The organism is Jejuia spongiicola, from assembly GCF_023502325.1.
Taxonomy (GTDB): Bacteria; Bacteroidota; Bacteroidia; order Flavobacteriales; family Flavobacteriaceae; genus Wocania_A; species Wocania_A spongiicola.
Genome location: NZ_JAMFLZ010000004.1, coordinates 147,895 through 165,344, shown reverse-complemented (window position 1 = coordinate 165,344; position 17,450 = coordinate 147,895). Strand labels below are relative to the sequence as shown.

Genomic DNA, 17,450 nt, shown 5'->3' with positions numbered 1-17,450 from the left:
CTTATCAAATTTTGATAAGGCTTTAGTACTGAAGACGGGACTTGAACCCGTACGTCCTAATGGACATTGGATTTTAAGTCCAACGTGTCTACCAATTCCACCACTTCAGCATTGGTATATTTTAAGAAAGTTTCAGAGCGAAAGACGGGATTTGAACCCGCGACCCCCACCTTGGCAAGGTGATGCTCTACCCCTGAGCTACTTTCGCAGTCTTTTATATGAACATACAATATTGCTATTGCGGATGCAAATTTAAAATATTTCTAGGAATTCCAAAGCCTTTTAGTAAAATAAATAAAAATAATTTTAAGCTTGTTTTTTCTTAACTAACATACGCTTAATTTCATTCAATTTCATAAGTGCTTCTACAGGTGTAAGTGTATCAATATCAATGTGTAAAATCTCGTCCTTAATATTTTCTAATAAAGGATCGTCTAAATTAAAAAAGCTTAGTTGCATTTCATCTTGCATAGATTTCACCTTATCTGTAAGCTCTTCACTTGAATGTGATTGCTCTAATTTCTTCAAAATTTTATTTGCGCGGTGTAAAACTTGTTGAGGCATACCTGCCATTTTAGCTACATGGATTCCAAAACTATGTGCACTACCTCCTTCAACCAATTTTCTTAAAAAAAGAACATTATCTTTTAATTCTTTAACAGAGACATTAAAGTTTTTAATACGCTCAAAAGTTTCACTCATCTCATTCAACTCATGGTAATGTGTTGCGAAAAGTGTTTTAGGTTTTGCAGGATGCTCATGTAAATATTCGCTAATAGCCCATGCTATCGAAATACCATCATAAGTACTAGTGCCACGACCTATTTCGTCTAACAACACTAAACTTCTGTCGGATATATTATTTAAAATAGAAGCTGTTTCATTCATCTCTACCATAAATGTCGATTCTCCCATCGAAATATTATCACTGGCACCTACTCTGGTAAAAATCTTATCAACCAAACCTATTCTAGCTTCTTGAGCTGGCACAAAACTCCCTATTTGCGCCAATAATACTATAAGTGCTGTTTGTCTTAAAATAGCTGATTTACCAGACATATTGGGTCCCGTAATCATTATTATTTGCTGTGTTGTTCTATCTAAAAACACATTATTAGCGATATAAGCTTCACCAATTGGTAATTGTTTTTCGATAACAGGATGGCGTCCATTTTTAATATCTAAATCATACGATTCATCAATATTAGGATAGATGTAATTATTATCCTTAGCAAGTTGTGCAAATCCACACAAGCAATCTATTTGACCTATCAAATAAGCATTTTGTTGTACTGGTTTTATATATTGATTCATCCAACCTACCAATTCTGCAAATAGTTGTTGCTCGATGGCTTGTATTTTATCTTCGGCTCCTAAAATTTTGGCTTCATACTCTTTAAGTTCCTCGGTAATGTAGCGTTCAGCACTTACCAAAGTTTGTTTTCGTATCCATTCTTCTGGAACTTTATCTTTGTGCGTATTACGCACTTCAATATAATATCCAAAAACATTATTTGATGCTATTTTAAGAGATGTTATTCCTGTACGCTCACTTTCGCGTTGCAGCATATTGTCTAGGTAATCTTTCCCAGATTTAGATAAATCTCTCAATTCGTCTAATTCAGATGAAAAACCAGCAGCAATGCTATTTCCTTTTAGCACATTTACTGGTGCATCTTCATTTAGTGTTTCTTTTATTTTTTCGCGAAGTACTTCACAACTCTGTAAGTTATCTCCAATAATTTTAAGCGATTCATTATCACAATTAGAGGCTAACGATTTTATAGGCACAATAGCTTCTAATGAGTTTTTAAGTTGAATAACCTCTCGCGGACTAACTTTTCCTGTTGCAATTTTAGAAATTAAACGCTCTAAATCTCCAATATGCTTAATATGGTTTTGAATTTTTTGAAGCACCGTATTTTCCTTGGTTAAAAAGCTAACTACTTCGTGGCGTTGCTTAATTTTATCAACATTTTTTAAGGGTAAAGCCAACCATCGTTTAAGCATTCTTCCACCCATAGGTGAAATAGTTTTATCAATAACATTTAAAAGCGTAACCGCATTATTATTTGTAGAATTATATAATTCTAAATTTCTAATTGTGAATTTATCCATCCACACATAATCATCTTCAGCAATTCTAGAAATAGACGTAATATGCTGTAGTTTATGATGTTGTGTTTCACCTAAATAATGTAAAATAGAACCAGAAGCAATAACACCTTCATATAAATCTTCAACACCAAACCCTTTTAAGGTCTTTGTGTCAAAATGCTTTATTAGGGTTTCGTATGCATAATCGGTTTGATATATCCAGTCTTCCAGATAGAAGGTATGAAAATCTTCTCCAAACGTTTCATTAAAAAGTGTTCGTTTTTGCTTGGATACTAAAACTTCACTCGGGCTAAAATTTTGAAGCAGTTTATCAATATACTCAGCATTACCTTGCGAGGTTAAAAACTCACCTGTAGAAATATCTAAAAATGAAACTCCTATATATTTTTTATCGAAATAGACAGAGCATAAAAAGTTGTTAGATTTTGACACTAAAACCTCATCATTTAAAGCTACTCCTGGAGTTACCAATTCGGTTACACCGCGCTTTACAATGGTTTTGGTTTGTTTAGGATCTTCCAATTGATCGCAAATAGCAACACGCTCGCCTGCTTTTACCAACTTAGGCAAGTACGTATTTAAAGAATGATGTGGGAATCCTGCTAACTCTGTTTCACTCTCACTACCTGCACCGCGCTTAGTTAAAATTATCCCTAAAATCCCTGCAGCTTTTACGGCATCACTACCAAAAGTTTCATAAAAATCGCCCACTCTAAACAGTAATAACGCATCAGGGTACTTTGCTTTAATAGCATTATACTGCTTCATTAAAGGGGTTACTTTTTTACTTTTTGTAGCCAATGGAAAAGTTATTTATTAATGTTATTTTTGACAAAATTGTAGCATGCAATGTACCATTAATTTCATGTTTTTTGAAGTTGATTTTTTAGAAGTTATCTACAATTAGAGTGAGATTTCAACAAAAAAGATTTCTATCTTCACAGAAATAAAAAAAACAATTGTTTGCAATGCGTAAACTTAAAAATAGCGAATTAGATAGATTAAGTGTTGATGCTTTTAAAAGCGTAGAAAAAACACCTTTAATTATTGTACTTGATAATATTAGAAGTTTAAACAACATTGGTTCAGTTTTTAGAACAAGCGATGCTTTTTTAATTGAAAAAATTTATCTCTGTGGCATTACTGCAAAACCACCACATAAAGACATTCACAAAACAGCACTAGGAAGCACCGAAACAGTGGCTTGGGAATATGCAAAAAACACTCTTGATTTAGTTGAAAAACTAAAAAATGAAAACGTAAAGATTTGTTCTATAGAGCAAGCAGAAAACGCTATCATGTTAAACGATTTTAAAGCTGAACCCAATACTAAATACGCTCTTGTTTTTGGAAACGAAGTAAAAGGTGTAGCGCAAGAAGTAGTTTCTGCAAGCGACTTTGTTATTGAAATCCCACAATTTGGAACCAAACACTCTTTAAACATTTCTGTAAGTTGCGGCATTGTGGTTTGGGATGTGTTTTCAAAAATAAACCATTTTGGAAAAAACTGAATTTGATGATTTACATAAATTAAAGAATCTAGTAGGAGGAACATCTAGATTTTATCTCATGAGATTTTTTACTTTTATTTTTAGAAGAAAAAAAGTAATAGATAAATTAAGCTACACCTGCCCTCCAAATATAGACGAAGACTACCTTGAAAATAAAAATGTAAACCATAAAAATACAATAGCTTTTATATTAATCTTATTTTTTGTTACATCTATTATTTTGAAATTTTTTAAATGAATAAAACTTCAAAACAGCATTGGCCAACCAAAGATGTGATGACCCAGATTTATGAAAAGAATCTTTGGGGTGGTACAACATTCGATTTTTATTCTGGAGCAGGTTCGCACGATCCAAAAATTATAGACCCTTATTTAAAAGTTTTAACTGATTTTTTAGAATCTCAAAACCCTCCTTTAGTAGTTTGCGATCTAGGTTGTGGAGATTTCAATATTGGAAAACACCTAACCAAATATTCTAAAAAGTATATTGCTATTGATATTGTTGAAACTCTTATTAATAGAAACAAAAAATTATACAAAGAAGATAACTTAGAGTTTTATTGTTTAGACATTACAAAAGATGAGCTTCCTAAAGGAGATTGCATTATATTAAGACAGGTATTACAGCATTTATCTAATACAGAAATACAAAAAGTTGTTAAAAAGATAAAGCATTATAAATATGTCATTTTAACCGAGCATATCCCATTAGGCAACTTTGTTCCAAACAAAAATATTATTACCGGACAAGGCATTAGACTAAAACAAAATAGTGGCGTTAATGTACTGGAAGCTCCTCTCAATTTTAAAATTAAAGAAGAAAAACAACTTGGGGAGTATTTTTTAGAAAATAGTAAGGGGCGTATTGTGACTATGTTGTACAGAGTTTTTTAACCTAATCGTTTAGCTTGATTCTAACCTCAAAAAAACTAACTTTGTTTATCTTTATATATATAAAATATTCAAACGATTTCATATCAAGACGTAAGCCTCAAGTTGAAAATGCGCAGAATAACCAATAAACCCCATCTGGTTTTTTTACTTTCGATTCCCATGATAATGCTTATCGGATTTATCAATGGAGAAGCAGCATTGGATATTAATGTTCACGACACTTATTATATAATTGCATACATACATCTAGCAATACTGATTTCAATACTTTTTGGAATAATCGGCCTTGGCTATTGGATAATGCTGGAAACTAACAGAAAGCTTTCAAAATTGCTGAATTTGATTCACATTACGTTGACTATTGGCGGGTTTATAGCAATCTGGATTACATCACTGATACTTACAGAATCTGCAGAATATGAGTTTGATGATATTGGAAAACGGAATTTGATAATTGCTTTAATTTTGTTTTTAATGATTCTTGGACAATTTCTATACATCATTAATTTAATAATCGGGCTATTTAAAAGAATAAAAAGCAGTGGCTAACAATGTTAGAGACAGTGCGTAAGTTTATCCCTAAATCAAAAGACAAGTGTATATTTGACCTCTCTGATTTTCTTGCGAAGAATTCTCGCACTCAACAAACCACACAACTAACCTTATAAACAAACGATAAACATTACCTTCTATCAATTCCCACAAATCTCTCCCAAAACCCACAAATAGTCTGCGCGGTTTTCTACAAAATCTTTATCAGAAATATCAATAATCTTTACATTAAAATCCTTTTGAGTTTTTAAAAAATCTAAATAGCCAGCATTAATTTTTTCTAAATAATCATTCGCAATATTCTGTTCGTAATCGCGTCCACGCTTTTTAATATTTTGTTGTAAACGCTCCGTATTTTGATATAAATACACATACAGTTCTGGCTTTGCAATGTCTTTATACATTAAATAGAACAGCTTTCGGTATAAATTAAACTCATCTTCTGCTAAAGTAATTTTAGAAAAAATAAGTGATTTAAACACGTCATAATCGCTCACAATAAAATCTTTAAACAAATCAAGCTGAGATAAATCGTCAGAAATTTGCTGGTATCGATCTGCAAGAAAAGACATTTCTAAAGTAAAAGCATAACGCTGTGCATCTTCATAAAACTTTGGCAAAAACGGGTTGTCTGCAAAGCGCTCTAAAATTAATTTAGCATTAAAATCATGCGCCATTTTAGTTGCCAAACTGGTTTTTCCTGCGCCTATATTCCCTTCTATAGCAATGTAATTATATTTTGAAAAATCATATACTTTACTCGGGTTTTTTAGCCAAATATTAATAGGTTCTAAAAGAGAATCATCTTCGCATTCATCTAATAAAACAAATACTTCTTTATTAAACTTAGGGTGCTTCACTTTAGCAGCAACATCGTTAAGTGGTTGCAAAACAAACTTACGTTTCGCCATTTCTGGATGTGGTACTTGTAATGTTTTAGTGTCTATAATTTTATCTTCAGCGAAAGCAATATCTAAATCAATGGTTCTCGCCTCATAATTTGCGCCTTTTTTTCGTGTGCGCCCTAAAGCAGTCTCAACAGATAATAATTCTTTTAATACAATTTTTGGTTGCAAATGAGATTCTAAGACTAAACAACAGTTAAAAAAATCATCACTTTCAAAGCCAAAAGCTGGAGATTTATATACTTTAGAAATCTGTTTAATATTTCCAATTTTTGCATGAATAGCATCAATAGCATTCTGAAGGTTTTTAAATTTATCTCCTTTATTACTACCCAATGCAATATGAAATGTTGTTGGTTTTATCATAGAGAAAGCAAAATAACTAAAACAATTTTTAATCCTTTATATTTACAAGACGTATTTATTCACAATTTATATGACTTTAAAAGATAAGCTAGCTGCACAACGTATTTACATCCTTTTAGGAGCCCTATTTATAACATCATTAGTAGTTTCAAATCTTATTTTTCAGAAATTCTTTTACTGGCATCCCTTTGATGTGAAAATTTTTGGAAGTAAACTTTTTGAAATTTCGGTAGGTATTTTACCTTACCCTATTACCTTTTTAATAACCGATTTAATAAGTGAAATATATGGTAAAAAACGAGCTAACGATGTTGTGGTAACTGGTATTTTTGCTTCATTATTTTCTCTTTTAATAATCTATATTGCAGATATTGTTCCCGCAACCTCCTGGTCTCATGTAAATAATGAAACATTTAGTCATGTATTTGGCAATTCAATTATTGCAGTTTTTTCTAGTATGCTAACATATTTGTTTGCTCAATTTGTAGACATACAGATTTATCATTTCTGGAAACGTTTAACCAAAGGAAAACATTTATGGCTACGTAATAACTTCTCCACTTGGTTTTCACAATTTGTCGATACACTTTCAATTGTGACTTTGCTTAGCTATTTTGGGATTTTAGAATGGGTAAACTTTAAAGGTTTACTAATAAGCGGTTTTCTATTTAAAGTTATAGTTGCAGCTTGCGACACACCATTTTTGTATTTAGGCGTTTATTTATTTAGAAAACGTTTCAACTTAAAAGTAAACGAAGAGATTAATCTTTTAGAAGGTGATAATTTAATAGACAGCATAGGTAAAATTGACCATTAATATGTATTAGCCTATCATTCGTTTCAACTTTTAGCATCATTTTTGCGTATATAAACTAACAACATTTTATTTAATAAAATTCTAGCCTTAGTTGGAATGACAAAATTTTGTTTATGAAAAAAGTTTTTAAAATTATTGGAATTACATTACTTATTATTATAGCGCTTTTAATTGCTATTCCTTTTGCTTTTCAGGGACAAATAAAAGATATGGTTAAACGTTTTATTAACGAAAATGTTAATGCCAAGGTAGAGTTTAGCGATGTGAGTTTAAGTTTCCTTAGTAGTTTTCCACAAGCGCATGTAAGTGTAAGTGATTTGGTAATTACTAATTTTGAGCCTTTTAAAGATGAAACTTTTGCTACTGCAAAAAATATTTCATTCACCATGCCTATAAAAGAGTTATTTAAAAAGTCTGACGAGGCTCCCATTATTGTAAATTCAATTGATATAGATGAGGCTTTACTAACCTTAAAAACCAATAAATTTGGTGACACAAACTACGATATTACTAAAACTGATGAAGATGCTTTAAACGAAACTGAAACTAGTGGCTTCTCATTTAATCTTGAAGATTACAGCATTAACAATAGTGCATTGACATATCTAGATGAAGCATCAAATACTATAATACATGTTTCAGAATTAAACCACGAAGGAAATGGTATTTTTTCAGCAGAAAACTCAGAATTAGATACCAAAAGCGAAGCCAATATTAGCATCACTATTGATAGCACAAATTATTTAAGCAACAATCCTGTTAAATTAGACGCCTTAATTGGGTTAGATTTAAATAACAGTAAATACACTTTTAAGGAAAACAAAGGCCTTTTAAACGATCTGCCTTTAGAATTTCAAGGTTATGTACAGCAACTTGAAAACGGACAAGAGATTGATATTACTTTTAAAAATCCAGAATCGGATTTCAAGAGCTTTTTAGCTGTTATTCCTAAAGCATATTCTAAAGATATTGAAGACGTACAAACTACTGGCGACTTTAAAGTAAATGGAATTATAAAAGGATTAATTTCTGAAGAAACAATTCCTAATTTAGATATTAATATTGCTTCAAATAATGCATCGTTTAAATATCCTAACTTACCAAAACGCGTTAGTAATATTTCTATAAACACGTCTATAAAAAACACAACTGGAAATGCAAATGACACTTATATAGATATTCAAAAATTAAACTTTAAAATTGATGATGATATCTTTAAATCTTCAGCTACATTAAAAAACATCACAAAAAATATGCTAGTTAATGCCAATGTCGATGGGGTTTTAAACTTAGCAAATATTACCAAAGTATATCCTATTGAATTAAAAAATGCTTTAAGTGGTATTTTAAAGGGTAAAATCAATACTGCTTTCGATATGAAGGCTATTGAAACCAATGCTTACGAGCGTATTAAAAATAACGGTTCTGCTAATATTACTGATTTTGTATTTTCTTCAACAGATATTGTAAATCCTATTCATATTTCCAACGCTAACATGACGTTTAACCCTGGAACGGTTACATTAACTAGCTTTAAAGCACAAACTGGTGATAGCGATTTAAATGCTACTGGAACTATTAAAAACTTATTAGGTTTTTTATTAAGCGATAACACTTTGCAAGGAGATTTCAATGTAAACTCTAATATGTTTAAAGTGAGTGATTTTATGACTGAGGGTAGTGAAACGTCCGAAAATAAAACGACTTCAGGTAGCGAATCTTTAAAAATTCCAGCCTTCTTGGATTGCTCCATAAATGCGAATGCAAAAAAAGTAATTTACGACAACTTAAATTTGAAAGATGTTAAAGGAACGCTTTTGATAAAAGACCAGCAAGCCAAAATAAAAAACATGACATCTAGCATATTTGATGGTGCGTTATCAATTGCTGGAGATGTTTCAACAAAAAACGAAACACCTTCCTTTAATTTAAATTTAGGCGCAAACGGATTTGATATTTCTAAATCGTTTAAAGATTTAGAATTACTTAAAAATATAGCACCTATTGCAAAGCTTTTTGATGGAAAATTAAATACAAATATTAATTTGTCTGGAAATTTAGATCAGGAATTTTCTCCAAATTTAAGTAGTGTTTCAGGTGATGCTTTTGCAGAATTATTAGCCACAAAAATTAGTGAAAACCAAAATGGTTTAATCAGTAAATTAGAAGGTGCTATAAGCTTTATAGATTTTGACAAACTAGATTTAAAAGATTTAAAAACCAAACTGGAGTTTGCCAACGGACAGGTAAGCGTAAAGCCCTTTCAGTTAAAATACGAAGACATTATTATTGATGTTTCAGGATCTCATGGTTTTGACAAAACCCTGAGTTATAATGCCATTTTTAATGTGCCAGCAAAATATTTAGGAAGTGAGATAAATCAATTAATTGGTAAAATTGGTACTGAAGATGCTAAAAATATTTCCATCCCAGTAACTGCAAATATTGGTGGAACCTATACTAGTCCAACAGTAAAAACAGATTTAACAAGCGGTATTAGCAACTTAACAAATCAACTTATTGAAATTGAAAAGCAAAAATTATTAAATCAAGGAAAAGACAAGGTTAAAGACTTAATTGGAGATGTTATTGGGGGTAATCAAACTAAAGCAGACTCTCTAAAAAAAGAACAAAACAATACTGTAAAAGATGTTTTAGGAAGCATAATTGGAGGTAATAAAACATCGTCAGATTCTACTAAAACCAATACTACTGATGCTGTTAAAAATGCACTTGGTGGGTTGTTAGGGAATAAAAAAAAGAAAGAAGATACAATTAATTAGGTTTTCCTAATAAAAAAACTGAACTTTGTCACCCTTTTTAAGATTTTATAGAAAATACAAAATAAATTATATTTATGTTAAAGATAATAGTTAAAGATGGTGAAAACATCGAGAGAGCTTTAAAACGCTACAAAAGAAAACACAGAAATATTAAAGTGATGCAAAACTTAAGAGATGGACAGTTCTTTACAAAACCATCAGTTAAGAGACGTCGCGAAATTCAGAAAGCCGCTTACATTCAAAACTTAAGAGACCAAGAAGATATTTAATCTCTAGTTTATACAACATATATAAATCCCAATTACAATGCCATGTAATTGGGATTTTATTTTTGTAAGCTTTCATAATCTTACTCAACAAAAGGATTATGATTTTAATTTACTTTCTAATTGGAATATTAGCCTCTATACTAAGTGCCTTACCTCTAGGTGCTTCAAATATTGCCGTAATAAACACCACATTAAAACAGAATGCTTCACAAGCTTTCAAAATTGCTGTAGCAGCTGGAATAGCTGAAGTTATTTTATCATATTATGCCTTACACTGTAATTTAGTGGTTAAAGATTTTTTTAATAATAATATGTGGGTGCAAATTTTTATAACTATTTTATTATTAGCGATTGGTATATTTCTTTTCTTTAAAAAAGAATCTATAAATCAATCTAAAAAAAGAAAGTTAGTACAATCAAAATACGCTACAGGGTTTATATTAGGGTTGTTAAATCCACCTGTATTAATTTATTGGGTTCTCGTTTACGGATTTATAAATAACAATGACATTATGCTATCTCTAAAATCATCATTTAGTGTATTGTTTTTGTTTTTTGCAGGTGTCTATCTGGGCAAATTACTAACACTTTATTTTTATAGCAGATTTAGCTTAATCATTAAAAACAAAGCTCAAAATATAGCTTTGGTAGTTAATAAAATTACAGGTGTTTTATTAGTTATTATTGGGGTTGTTCAAGTAATTAATATATATTCTTTTTAATTAATAGAAATATTAACCACCAAACCTTCATTAGCTCGAACATTAAAAACAGTATTATCTTCAAAAATTAAATATTGCCCTTTAATTCCAACAAGTTTTCCAGAATACTGTTGTTGCTTAATAATGTTTAAGCTTTTTGGTTTTTCAGGATATTTATAAACTGGGAATTCTAAATTAGTTTCAGTATTACTTTCAATAAAATAATCTATCGCTTCACCAGGAATATATTGTTTTAAGCGGTCTCTCCATTCAACCAAATTTTCATCTTCAATCTCATTTTTAAGCATTTTACGCCAATTTGTTTTATCTGCTACATAATTTTTTAACGCCACTTCAGTAATACCAGCAAGATAACGATTAGGAACCTCAACAATTTCAATAGCTTCATGAGCGCCTTGATCTATCCAACGTGTTGGTACTTGTTGTTTTCTTGTAACTCCAACTTTTACATTACTGGAGTTTGCTAAATACACAATATGTGGCTGTAATTGCACTTTTTTTTCAAATTCTAAATCTCGGTCTTCTTTACCTAAATGTGCTGTACTTAATTCTGGACGCATAATCCAGTCTGCTGCCTGTGGCACGTTATAAAAACATTGTTTATCAAAACCCTGTCTGTAAATAGGCTTATTCAATCCACAGTTTAAACATTGGTACTTAACAAATTGCATAGTAATAGTTTTATTTAGTAACTGATTCATATTCAAAAAATCATTTTCAAAAACTAAAAAATACTGTATAGGTTGCGAAAACTCAGTTTCCATTTTTGTTAAAACGCCTTGGTAGTTCATAAAAAAAAGTCTTATTTTTAAGAACTTTAAAGATAAAATAAATATGCCAATTCCTTTAGTAAATTCTATTGCTTCTTGGTTTTTAAAAAAACGATTTCATCAAATAGAATTGTTTTTAAAATACCCAAATGAAGTACAAAACGAATTACTTTTAAGCCTTATTAATATGGCTAAAGACACCGAAATTGGCAAGCAATACGGTTTTGAATCTATAACAAATTATAAAACATTTGCAGAACGAATTCCAATAAAAAACTACGAAGGCTGGCAAGATGTAATAGAACGTTCGCGAAGAGGCCAAACCAATATTTTTTGGCCAAGTCCTATAAAATGGTTTGCCAAATCTAGTGGCACTACCAATGCCAAAAGTAAATTTATTCCAGTTAGCTCAGAATCTTTAGAAGACTGCCATTATGCAGCTGGAAAAGATTTATTGTGTATGTATCTTAACAACAATGAAGATTCTCAATTATTTACTGGGAAGAGTTTACGCTTAGGTGGAAGTAAAGAATTATATAAAGAAAACGGTACTGTTTTTGGTGATTTATCTGCGATTTTAATTGACAATATGCCCTTTTGGGCAGAATTTAGTAGCACTCCAAGTAGTAAAGTGTCGCTAATGAGCGATTGGGAATATAAAATGCAAGCAATTGTTGACGAAACTATAAATGAAAATGTTACCAGTTTGGCTGGTGTTCCATCTTGGATGTTAGTTTTGTTAAATAATGTTTTAGAAACCACAGGAAAACAAAATTTACATGATGTTTGGCCTAACTTAGAAGTGTATTTTCACGGCGGTGTAAGCTTTACACCTTATGTAGACCAGTACAAAAAAATATTGCCTAAAAATAACTTTAAATATTACGAAATTTATAATGCTTCAGAAGGTTTTTTTGCTATTCAAGATCAAAATAATTCAAGCGAATTGTTATTAATGCTAGATTATGGCATTTTTTATGAATTTATTCCTATGAATATTTATGAGTCTTCTGATGAATGTGCCATTCCGTTAAGTGAAGTAAAACTAAACCAAAATTATGCAGTTGTTATTACCACTAATGCAGGTTTATGGCGTTATAAAATAGGTGATACTGTTCGATTTACTTCATTAAATCCATATAGAATAAAAGTTTCTGGAAGAACCAGGCACCATATTAATGCTTTTGGTGAAGAGTTAATTATTGAAAATGCTGAAGATGCTTTAAAAAAAGTTTGTAAGCGTACAAAAGCTGAAATTGTAGATTATACTGCAGCTCCAATTTTTATGAAAGGTAAAGAGAAAGGTGCTCATGAATGGCTTATTGAATTTAAAACACCTCCAGAAGATCTTAACTATTTTAATGAGCTATTTGATAATGCCTTAAAATCTTTAAATTCTGATTACGAAGCAAAGCGGTATAACAACTTAACACTTAATAAGCCTAAGATACATATAGCTAGACAGCAATTATTTTATGATTGGCTGAAGCAAAACAATAAATTAGGTGGGCAGCATAAAATCCCCAGGCTCTCAAATACTAGGGATTATATAGATGATTTGTTGAGTTTAAACTCTTAATCTTTAAAACGCAAAAGGCTCTGAAAAACAATTACTTAACGAATTAAATTGCGATTGGTCTAGTAAATTTCATTTTATCTTAGGTTAACAAGTATTTTTGAAAGACTAATTAATCATAAATCCCTCTCTCAAAATGAAAACTAATCTTTTCGTTCTTATTTGTTTTATCTCAAATTTTATTTTTAGCCAAGGCCCTTCAAATCTTATTGCAGGTAATATTGATACTTCAAAATCTGCTTTAATACATACTAACAATTCTGTTTCATCAAATGAAATAGGAACTAACGGTTTTGAATTTGAACTTTTAGATGCAGGTGTAAATACTAAATACTCTGAAATAGGCACAGGCTTTTTTAGAAACAAACTGATTATGGTTTCGTCTAAAAAGCTTGGCGGGTTTGCAAAAATTGACCTTAATACAAACGAGGCTTACAAAGAATTGTTTTGTTTAGATGTTGGTAAAAATGGTGCATTAAGCAAACCTTTATTGTTTTCAAGAATATTAAATACCAACGACAGTGAAGATCAACTTACGTTTTCACCGGATGAAAAAACTGTTTATTTTACAAGAAGTAGTAAAGAAAATTCTCTTGAATATAAACTTTATAAAGCCTCCCTTGAGGAAGGCTCTCATGGTAATTGGATAAATGTAGAATTATTAGATATAAATAAAGCTAATACTTCTATTGAAACTCCTTTTTTAAATAGAAAAGGAGATAAGTTATATTTTGCATCAAATATGCCTGGATCAATTGGGGGTTATGATATTTATGTGTCAAACGTTAATGCAGATGGATCATTAGATACTCCAAAAAACTTGGGACACTCAATAAATACAACTTCCGATGAAAAATATCCTTCATTATCAATAGACGGAAAGCACTTATATTTTTCTTCTAAAGGGCATCAAAACATAGGTGGTTATGATCTTTTTACAAGTAGAATTCTTAACAACTCCTATAAAGCGCCAAGAAATCTTGGAAATACAATTAATTCCAGTTATGATGAAATCGCTTATTTTTTAGCTACAAAAAATAAAGGATACGTATCATCAAACAAACCAAATGGTAAAGGTAGTTTTGATATTTACACCGCGGTTAACGATGAAATTATTCAATCTATAAAAGGTAATGCTATAGATTTGGTAACAAAAATTAAGCTCCCAAATACCTTAGTGATTCTTAAAGATGAAGACAACAATGAAGTAGCTAGACAAATTACAGATCAAACTGGAGCTTTTAATTTTAAAAATATTGAGCCTTTTGAAGTATACACTTTAAGCACGTATAAAGATGGTTTTATAGATGCTGATTTTGAATTTTTAGCAAACAGGAATTTTGATACAACATATAAAAAGAATTTAGAACTAAACACTACAGAACCTGTAATTGCTAAAGTTGATGATGAATTAAGGATTGTATTAGAAAATATTTATTTCGATTTTGCAAAATACAGCATTAAAGAAGAGTCTACTATTTCTTTAAATAAGATTATTAAAGTACTAAAAGATAAGCCAGAAATTAACTTAGCAATAAATGCCCATACAGATATAAGAGGTAATGATGCTTACAATTTAAAATTATCGAACAAAAGAGCTAAATCTGCATTACAATATTTAATTAAAAATGGTATTGCTAAAAATAGAATTACATCTAAAGGTTATGGCGAAACAAAACCATTAATTGACTGTAAAACAAATACGTGTTCGGATGAAGAGCATCAATCTAACCGACGTATTGAATTTGTTATTTTAGATTAAACAATACAAATCGACTAAATACAAGTAAAAAAAGTGTTTAAACGAGTATTTCGTCTAATCATCTAAAAGCTTAAAAAACACTTTGTAGGCTTTATAATTAAGCATACTTTTAAAAAGTATTAATTGCTAGACAACATAAACTCAACTAAATATTTTAATACCCTCATTAAAAAAGTTGATATTCCTTGATAAAAAATTAATCATAGTGTCTATTATTAATTAACATCCATAAAATAAAAACCACGCTAATTAGCGTGGTTTTTTTATATCTAAAATATAATAATCTTTCCTTATGAAACTGCTTTAAGTTTCTTTATTGTAGTTTTAGTCAACTTACTTTCTGCATACATTTTTGTAACGTTAAGTTTCTTTTCGTTACTACTTGGTAATTCGAACATAGCATCTGTTAAAATCTCTTCGCATAAAGAGCGTAATCCTCTTGCTCCAAGTTTATATTCTATTGCTTTCCCTACTATAAAATCTAATGCCCCATCAGTAATAGAGAACTCAATTTTATCCATTTCAAACAACTTCTTATACTGCTTAATTATAGCATTTTTAGGCTCTGTAAGTATTGCTCTTAATGTTTTCGCATCAAGTGGATCCATATAAGTAAGCACAGGAAGACGTCCAATAATTTCAGGAATTAATCCAAAATCTTTTAAATCTTTAGGAATAATATATTGAAGTAAGTTATCTTGATCAACTACATCATCAGACATTGAAGCACTATATCCAACGGCTTGCATATTTAGCCGTTTAGAAATTACGCGCTCAATTCCATCAAAAGCACCTCCTGCAATGAATAAAATATTTTCTGTATTTACTTCAATAAATTTTTGATCAGGATGTTTACGTCCACCTTTAGGTGGCACATTAACAACAGTTCCTTCTAAAAGTTTAAGTAGCGCTTGTTGTACTCCTTCACCAGAAACATCACGAGTAATAGATGGATTATCACTTTTACGTGCAATTTTATCTATTTCATCAATAAAAACAATTCCCTTTTCAGCTTTCTCTAAATTATAGTCGGCAGCTTGAAGCAAACGAGTTAAAATACTTTCTACATCTTCGCCAACATAACCAGCTTCAGTTAATACTGTAGCATCAACAATAGCTAAAGGCACATTAAGCATTCTTGCTATAGTTTTTGCCATTAACGTTTTACCAGTTCCTGTTTGACCTACCATAATGATATTAGATTTTTGAATATCAATATCATCATTAGATGGTGGTTGTAACAATCTTTTATAGTGATTATAAACGGCTACAGACATTACTTTTTTTGTCATGCCTTGTCCTATTATATACTCGTCAAGAAATTCTTTAATCTGTTGAGGTTTTCTAAGTTTCAACTCAGCAGATAAGTCACTGCTGTCTATTTGCTTAGATTCTTCGATTACAATACCATGCGCCTGCTCTATACAACGGTCGCATATATGTGCATCTAATCCAGCTATTAATAAATTCGTTTCAGGTTTTTTTCGTCCACAAAACGAACACTCTAATTCTTCCTTTGCCATTAATCTTTATCTTTAAGAAGATGAGAATTCTTATAATCCCTCAGTAATTATCTTATAAAACTACAAAAATTTATTTAATTACGAGCCAAAATCTCGTCTATCATACCATATTCCTTGGCCTTATCGGCTTTCATCCAGTAATCACGATCACTATCTTCATATACTTTGTCGTAATCTTGACCAGAATGCTTACTAATTATTTTGTAAAGCTCTTCTTTTAAAATTAAAATCTCGCGAGCAGTAATTTCTATATCACTGGCTTGCCCTTGAGCACCACCTAAAGGCTGATGAATCATAACACGAGAATGAGTTAAACCACTACGTTTTCCTTTTTCGCCAGCACACAATAACACCGCTCCCATTGAAGCTGCCATACCAGTACAAATAGTTGCAACATCTGGCTTTATAAATTGCATAGTATCATAAATACCTAAACCTGCATAAACACTTCCTCCTGGTGAATTTATGTATATCTGTATATCTTTTGTAGCGTCAGTACTTTCTAAAAATAATAACTGTGCTTGAACAATATTGGCAACTTGGTCGTTTATACCTGTGCCTAAAAAAATAATTCGATCCATCATTAAACGAGAGAATACATCAAAAACTGCAATATTCATCTGACGCTCTTCAATAATGTTCGGTGTAAGATTTGTTGGATACATACTACTAATAATTTTATTGTAATATGTGCTGCTAATTCCTTGATCTTTTATCGCGAATTTTTCAAATTCTTTTGCGTAATCCATAGTTAATTTTAATAATTTAATTTTACTAAACCCTTGACATGCATCAAGATAAGCTAAAGTTTATTTTTATTAGATTGTTTTATTGAATAAAAAAGCACCTAAATCTGTAGATTTAAGTGCCTAAATATAAGGA

General features: G+C 30.6%; 14 protein-coding genes and 2 tRNA genes. 9 read left to right on the top strand and 7 right to left on the bottom strand.

The genetic code is table 11. The features are described 5' to 3' along the window. Positions 1 to 26 precede the first annotated feature (26 nt). From M3P09_RS10545 to mutS, 3 genes are all read right to left on the bottom strand, one after another. Positions 27 to 110: transfer RNA gene (locus M3P09_RS10545), tRNA-Leu, on the bottom strand. A 26-nt stretch (positions 111 to 136) separates the two neighbouring features. Continuing rightward, a tRNA-Gly gene (locus M3P09_RS10540) sits at positions 137 to 208 on the bottom strand. Between the two features lie 98 nt (positions 209 to 306). Further along, on the bottom strand, positions 307 to 2,919 hold the full coding sequence (gene mutS, locus M3P09_RS10535) for a DNA mismatch repair protein MutS (protein WP_249973096.1): 2,613 nt from the start codon (positions 2,917 to 2,919) through the stop codon (positions 307 to 309). Positions 2,920 to 3,086: 167 nt separating this feature from the next. Here mutS and M3P09_RS10530 point away from each other — a divergent pair, with 167 nt between their 5' ends. The 3 genes from M3P09_RS10530 (at position 3,087) to M3P09_RS10520 (ending at position 5,072) form a co-directional block, all read left to right on the top strand. Next, entirely contained in the window at positions 3,087 to 3,629 is a 543-nt protein-coding gene (locus M3P09_RS10530) for an RNA methyltransferase (RefSeq protein WP_249973095.1), read from the top strand. A 234-nt stretch (positions 3,630 to 3,863) separates the two neighbouring features. Next, positions 3,864 to 4,523 carry a class I SAM-dependent methyltransferase gene (locus M3P09_RS10525; RefSeq protein WP_249973094.1) on the top strand — a complete coding sequence of 220 codons (660 nt, stop codon included), beginning with the start codon at positions 3,864 to 3,866 and terminating at the stop codon, positions 4,521 to 4,523. A gap of 108 nt (positions 4,524 to 4,631) precedes the next feature. Continuing rightward, on the top strand, positions 4,632 to 5,072 hold the full coding sequence (locus tag M3P09_RS10520; RefSeq protein WP_249973093.1) for a cbb3-type cytochrome c oxidase subunit I: 441 nt from the start codon (positions 4,632 to 4,634) through the stop codon (positions 5,070 to 5,072). Positions 5,073 to 5,215: 143 nt separating this feature from the next. On the opposite strand, the gene folK is transcribed toward M3P09_RS10520, so the two are convergent. Beyond that, positions 5,216 to 6,346, bottom strand: a complete 1,131-nt coding sequence (folK, locus tag M3P09_RS10515; RefSeq protein ID WP_249973092.1) for a 2-amino-4-hydroxy-6-hydroxymethyldihydropteridine diphosphokinase — start codon at positions 6,344 to 6,346, stop codon at positions 5,216 to 5,218. A 70-nt stretch (positions 6,347 to 6,416) separates the two neighbouring features. Here folK and M3P09_RS10510 point away from each other — a divergent pair, with 70 nt between their 5' ends. From M3P09_RS10510 to M3P09_RS10495, 4 genes are all read left to right on the top strand, one after another. Further along, complete coding sequence (locus tag M3P09_RS10510) at positions 6,417 to 7,163, top strand: queuosine precursor transporter (RefSeq protein WP_249973091.1); 747 nt, start codon at positions 6,417 to 6,419, stop codon at positions 7,161 to 7,163. A 113-nt stretch (positions 7,164 to 7,276) separates the two neighbouring features. Then, positions 7,277 to 9,946: an AsmA-like C-terminal region-containing protein gene (locus M3P09_RS10505; RefSeq protein WP_249973090.1), complete on the top strand. Its 2,670-nt coding sequence runs from the start codon at positions 7,277 to 7,279 to the stop codon at positions 9,944 to 9,946. 74 nt (positions 9,947 to 10,020) lie between these two features. Then, positions 10,021 to 10,215: a 30S ribosomal protein S21 gene (gene rpsU / locus M3P09_RS10500; RefSeq protein ID WP_099563377.1), complete on the top strand. Its 195-nt coding sequence runs from the start codon at positions 10,021 to 10,023 to the stop codon at positions 10,213 to 10,215. Between the two features lie 98 nt (positions 10,216 to 10,313). Further along, positions 10,314 to 10,937 carry a LysE family transporter gene (locus M3P09_RS10495; RefSeq protein WP_099563376.1) on the top strand — a complete coding sequence of 208 codons (624 nt, stop codon included), beginning with the start codon at positions 10,314 to 10,316 and terminating at the stop codon, positions 10,935 to 10,937. Here M3P09_RS10495 and M3P09_RS10490 read toward each other — a convergent pair. Next, entirely contained in the window at positions 10,934 to 11,728 is a 795-nt protein-coding gene (locus M3P09_RS10490; RefSeq protein ID WP_249973089.1) for a DUF2797 domain-containing protein, read from the bottom strand. The genes M3P09_RS10495 and M3P09_RS10490 overlap by 4 nt on opposite strands. Positions 11,729 to 11,771: 43 nt before the next feature. Here M3P09_RS10490 and M3P09_RS10485 point away from each other — a divergent pair, with 43 nt between their 5' ends. Together M3P09_RS10485 and M3P09_RS10480 are read left to right on the top strand one after the other, a co-directional pair. Next, positions 11,772 to 13,286, top strand: a complete 1,515-nt coding sequence (locus M3P09_RS10485) for a GH3 auxin-responsive promoter family protein (protein WP_249973088.1) — start codon at positions 11,772 to 11,774, stop codon at positions 13,284 to 13,286. A gap of 133 nt (positions 13,287 to 13,419) precedes the next feature. Continuing rightward, complete coding sequence (locus tag M3P09_RS10480) at positions 13,420 to 15,045, top strand: OmpA family protein (protein ID WP_249973087.1); 1,626 nt, start codon at positions 13,420 to 13,422, stop codon at positions 15,043 to 15,045. Between the two features lie 290 nt (positions 15,046 to 15,335). Here M3P09_RS10480 and clpX read toward each other — a convergent pair whose 3' ends face one another. After that, the gene (gene clpX, locus M3P09_RS10475; RefSeq protein WP_099563372.1) at positions 15,336 to 16,568 is read right to left on the bottom strand and encodes an ATP-dependent Clp protease ATP-binding subunit ClpX; all 1,233 of its coding nucleotides are present in this window, start codon (positions 16,566 to 16,568) and stop codon (positions 15,336 to 15,338) included. Positions 16,569 to 16,642: 74 nt separating this feature from the next. Next, positions 16,643 to 17,317 carry an ATP-dependent Clp endopeptidase proteolytic subunit ClpP gene (gene clpP, locus M3P09_RS10470; protein WP_099563371.1) on the bottom strand — a complete coding sequence of 225 codons (675 nt, stop codon included), beginning with the start codon at positions 17,315 to 17,317 and terminating at the stop codon, positions 16,643 to 16,645. Between the last annotated feature and the right edge of the window lie 133 nt (positions 17,318 to 17,450).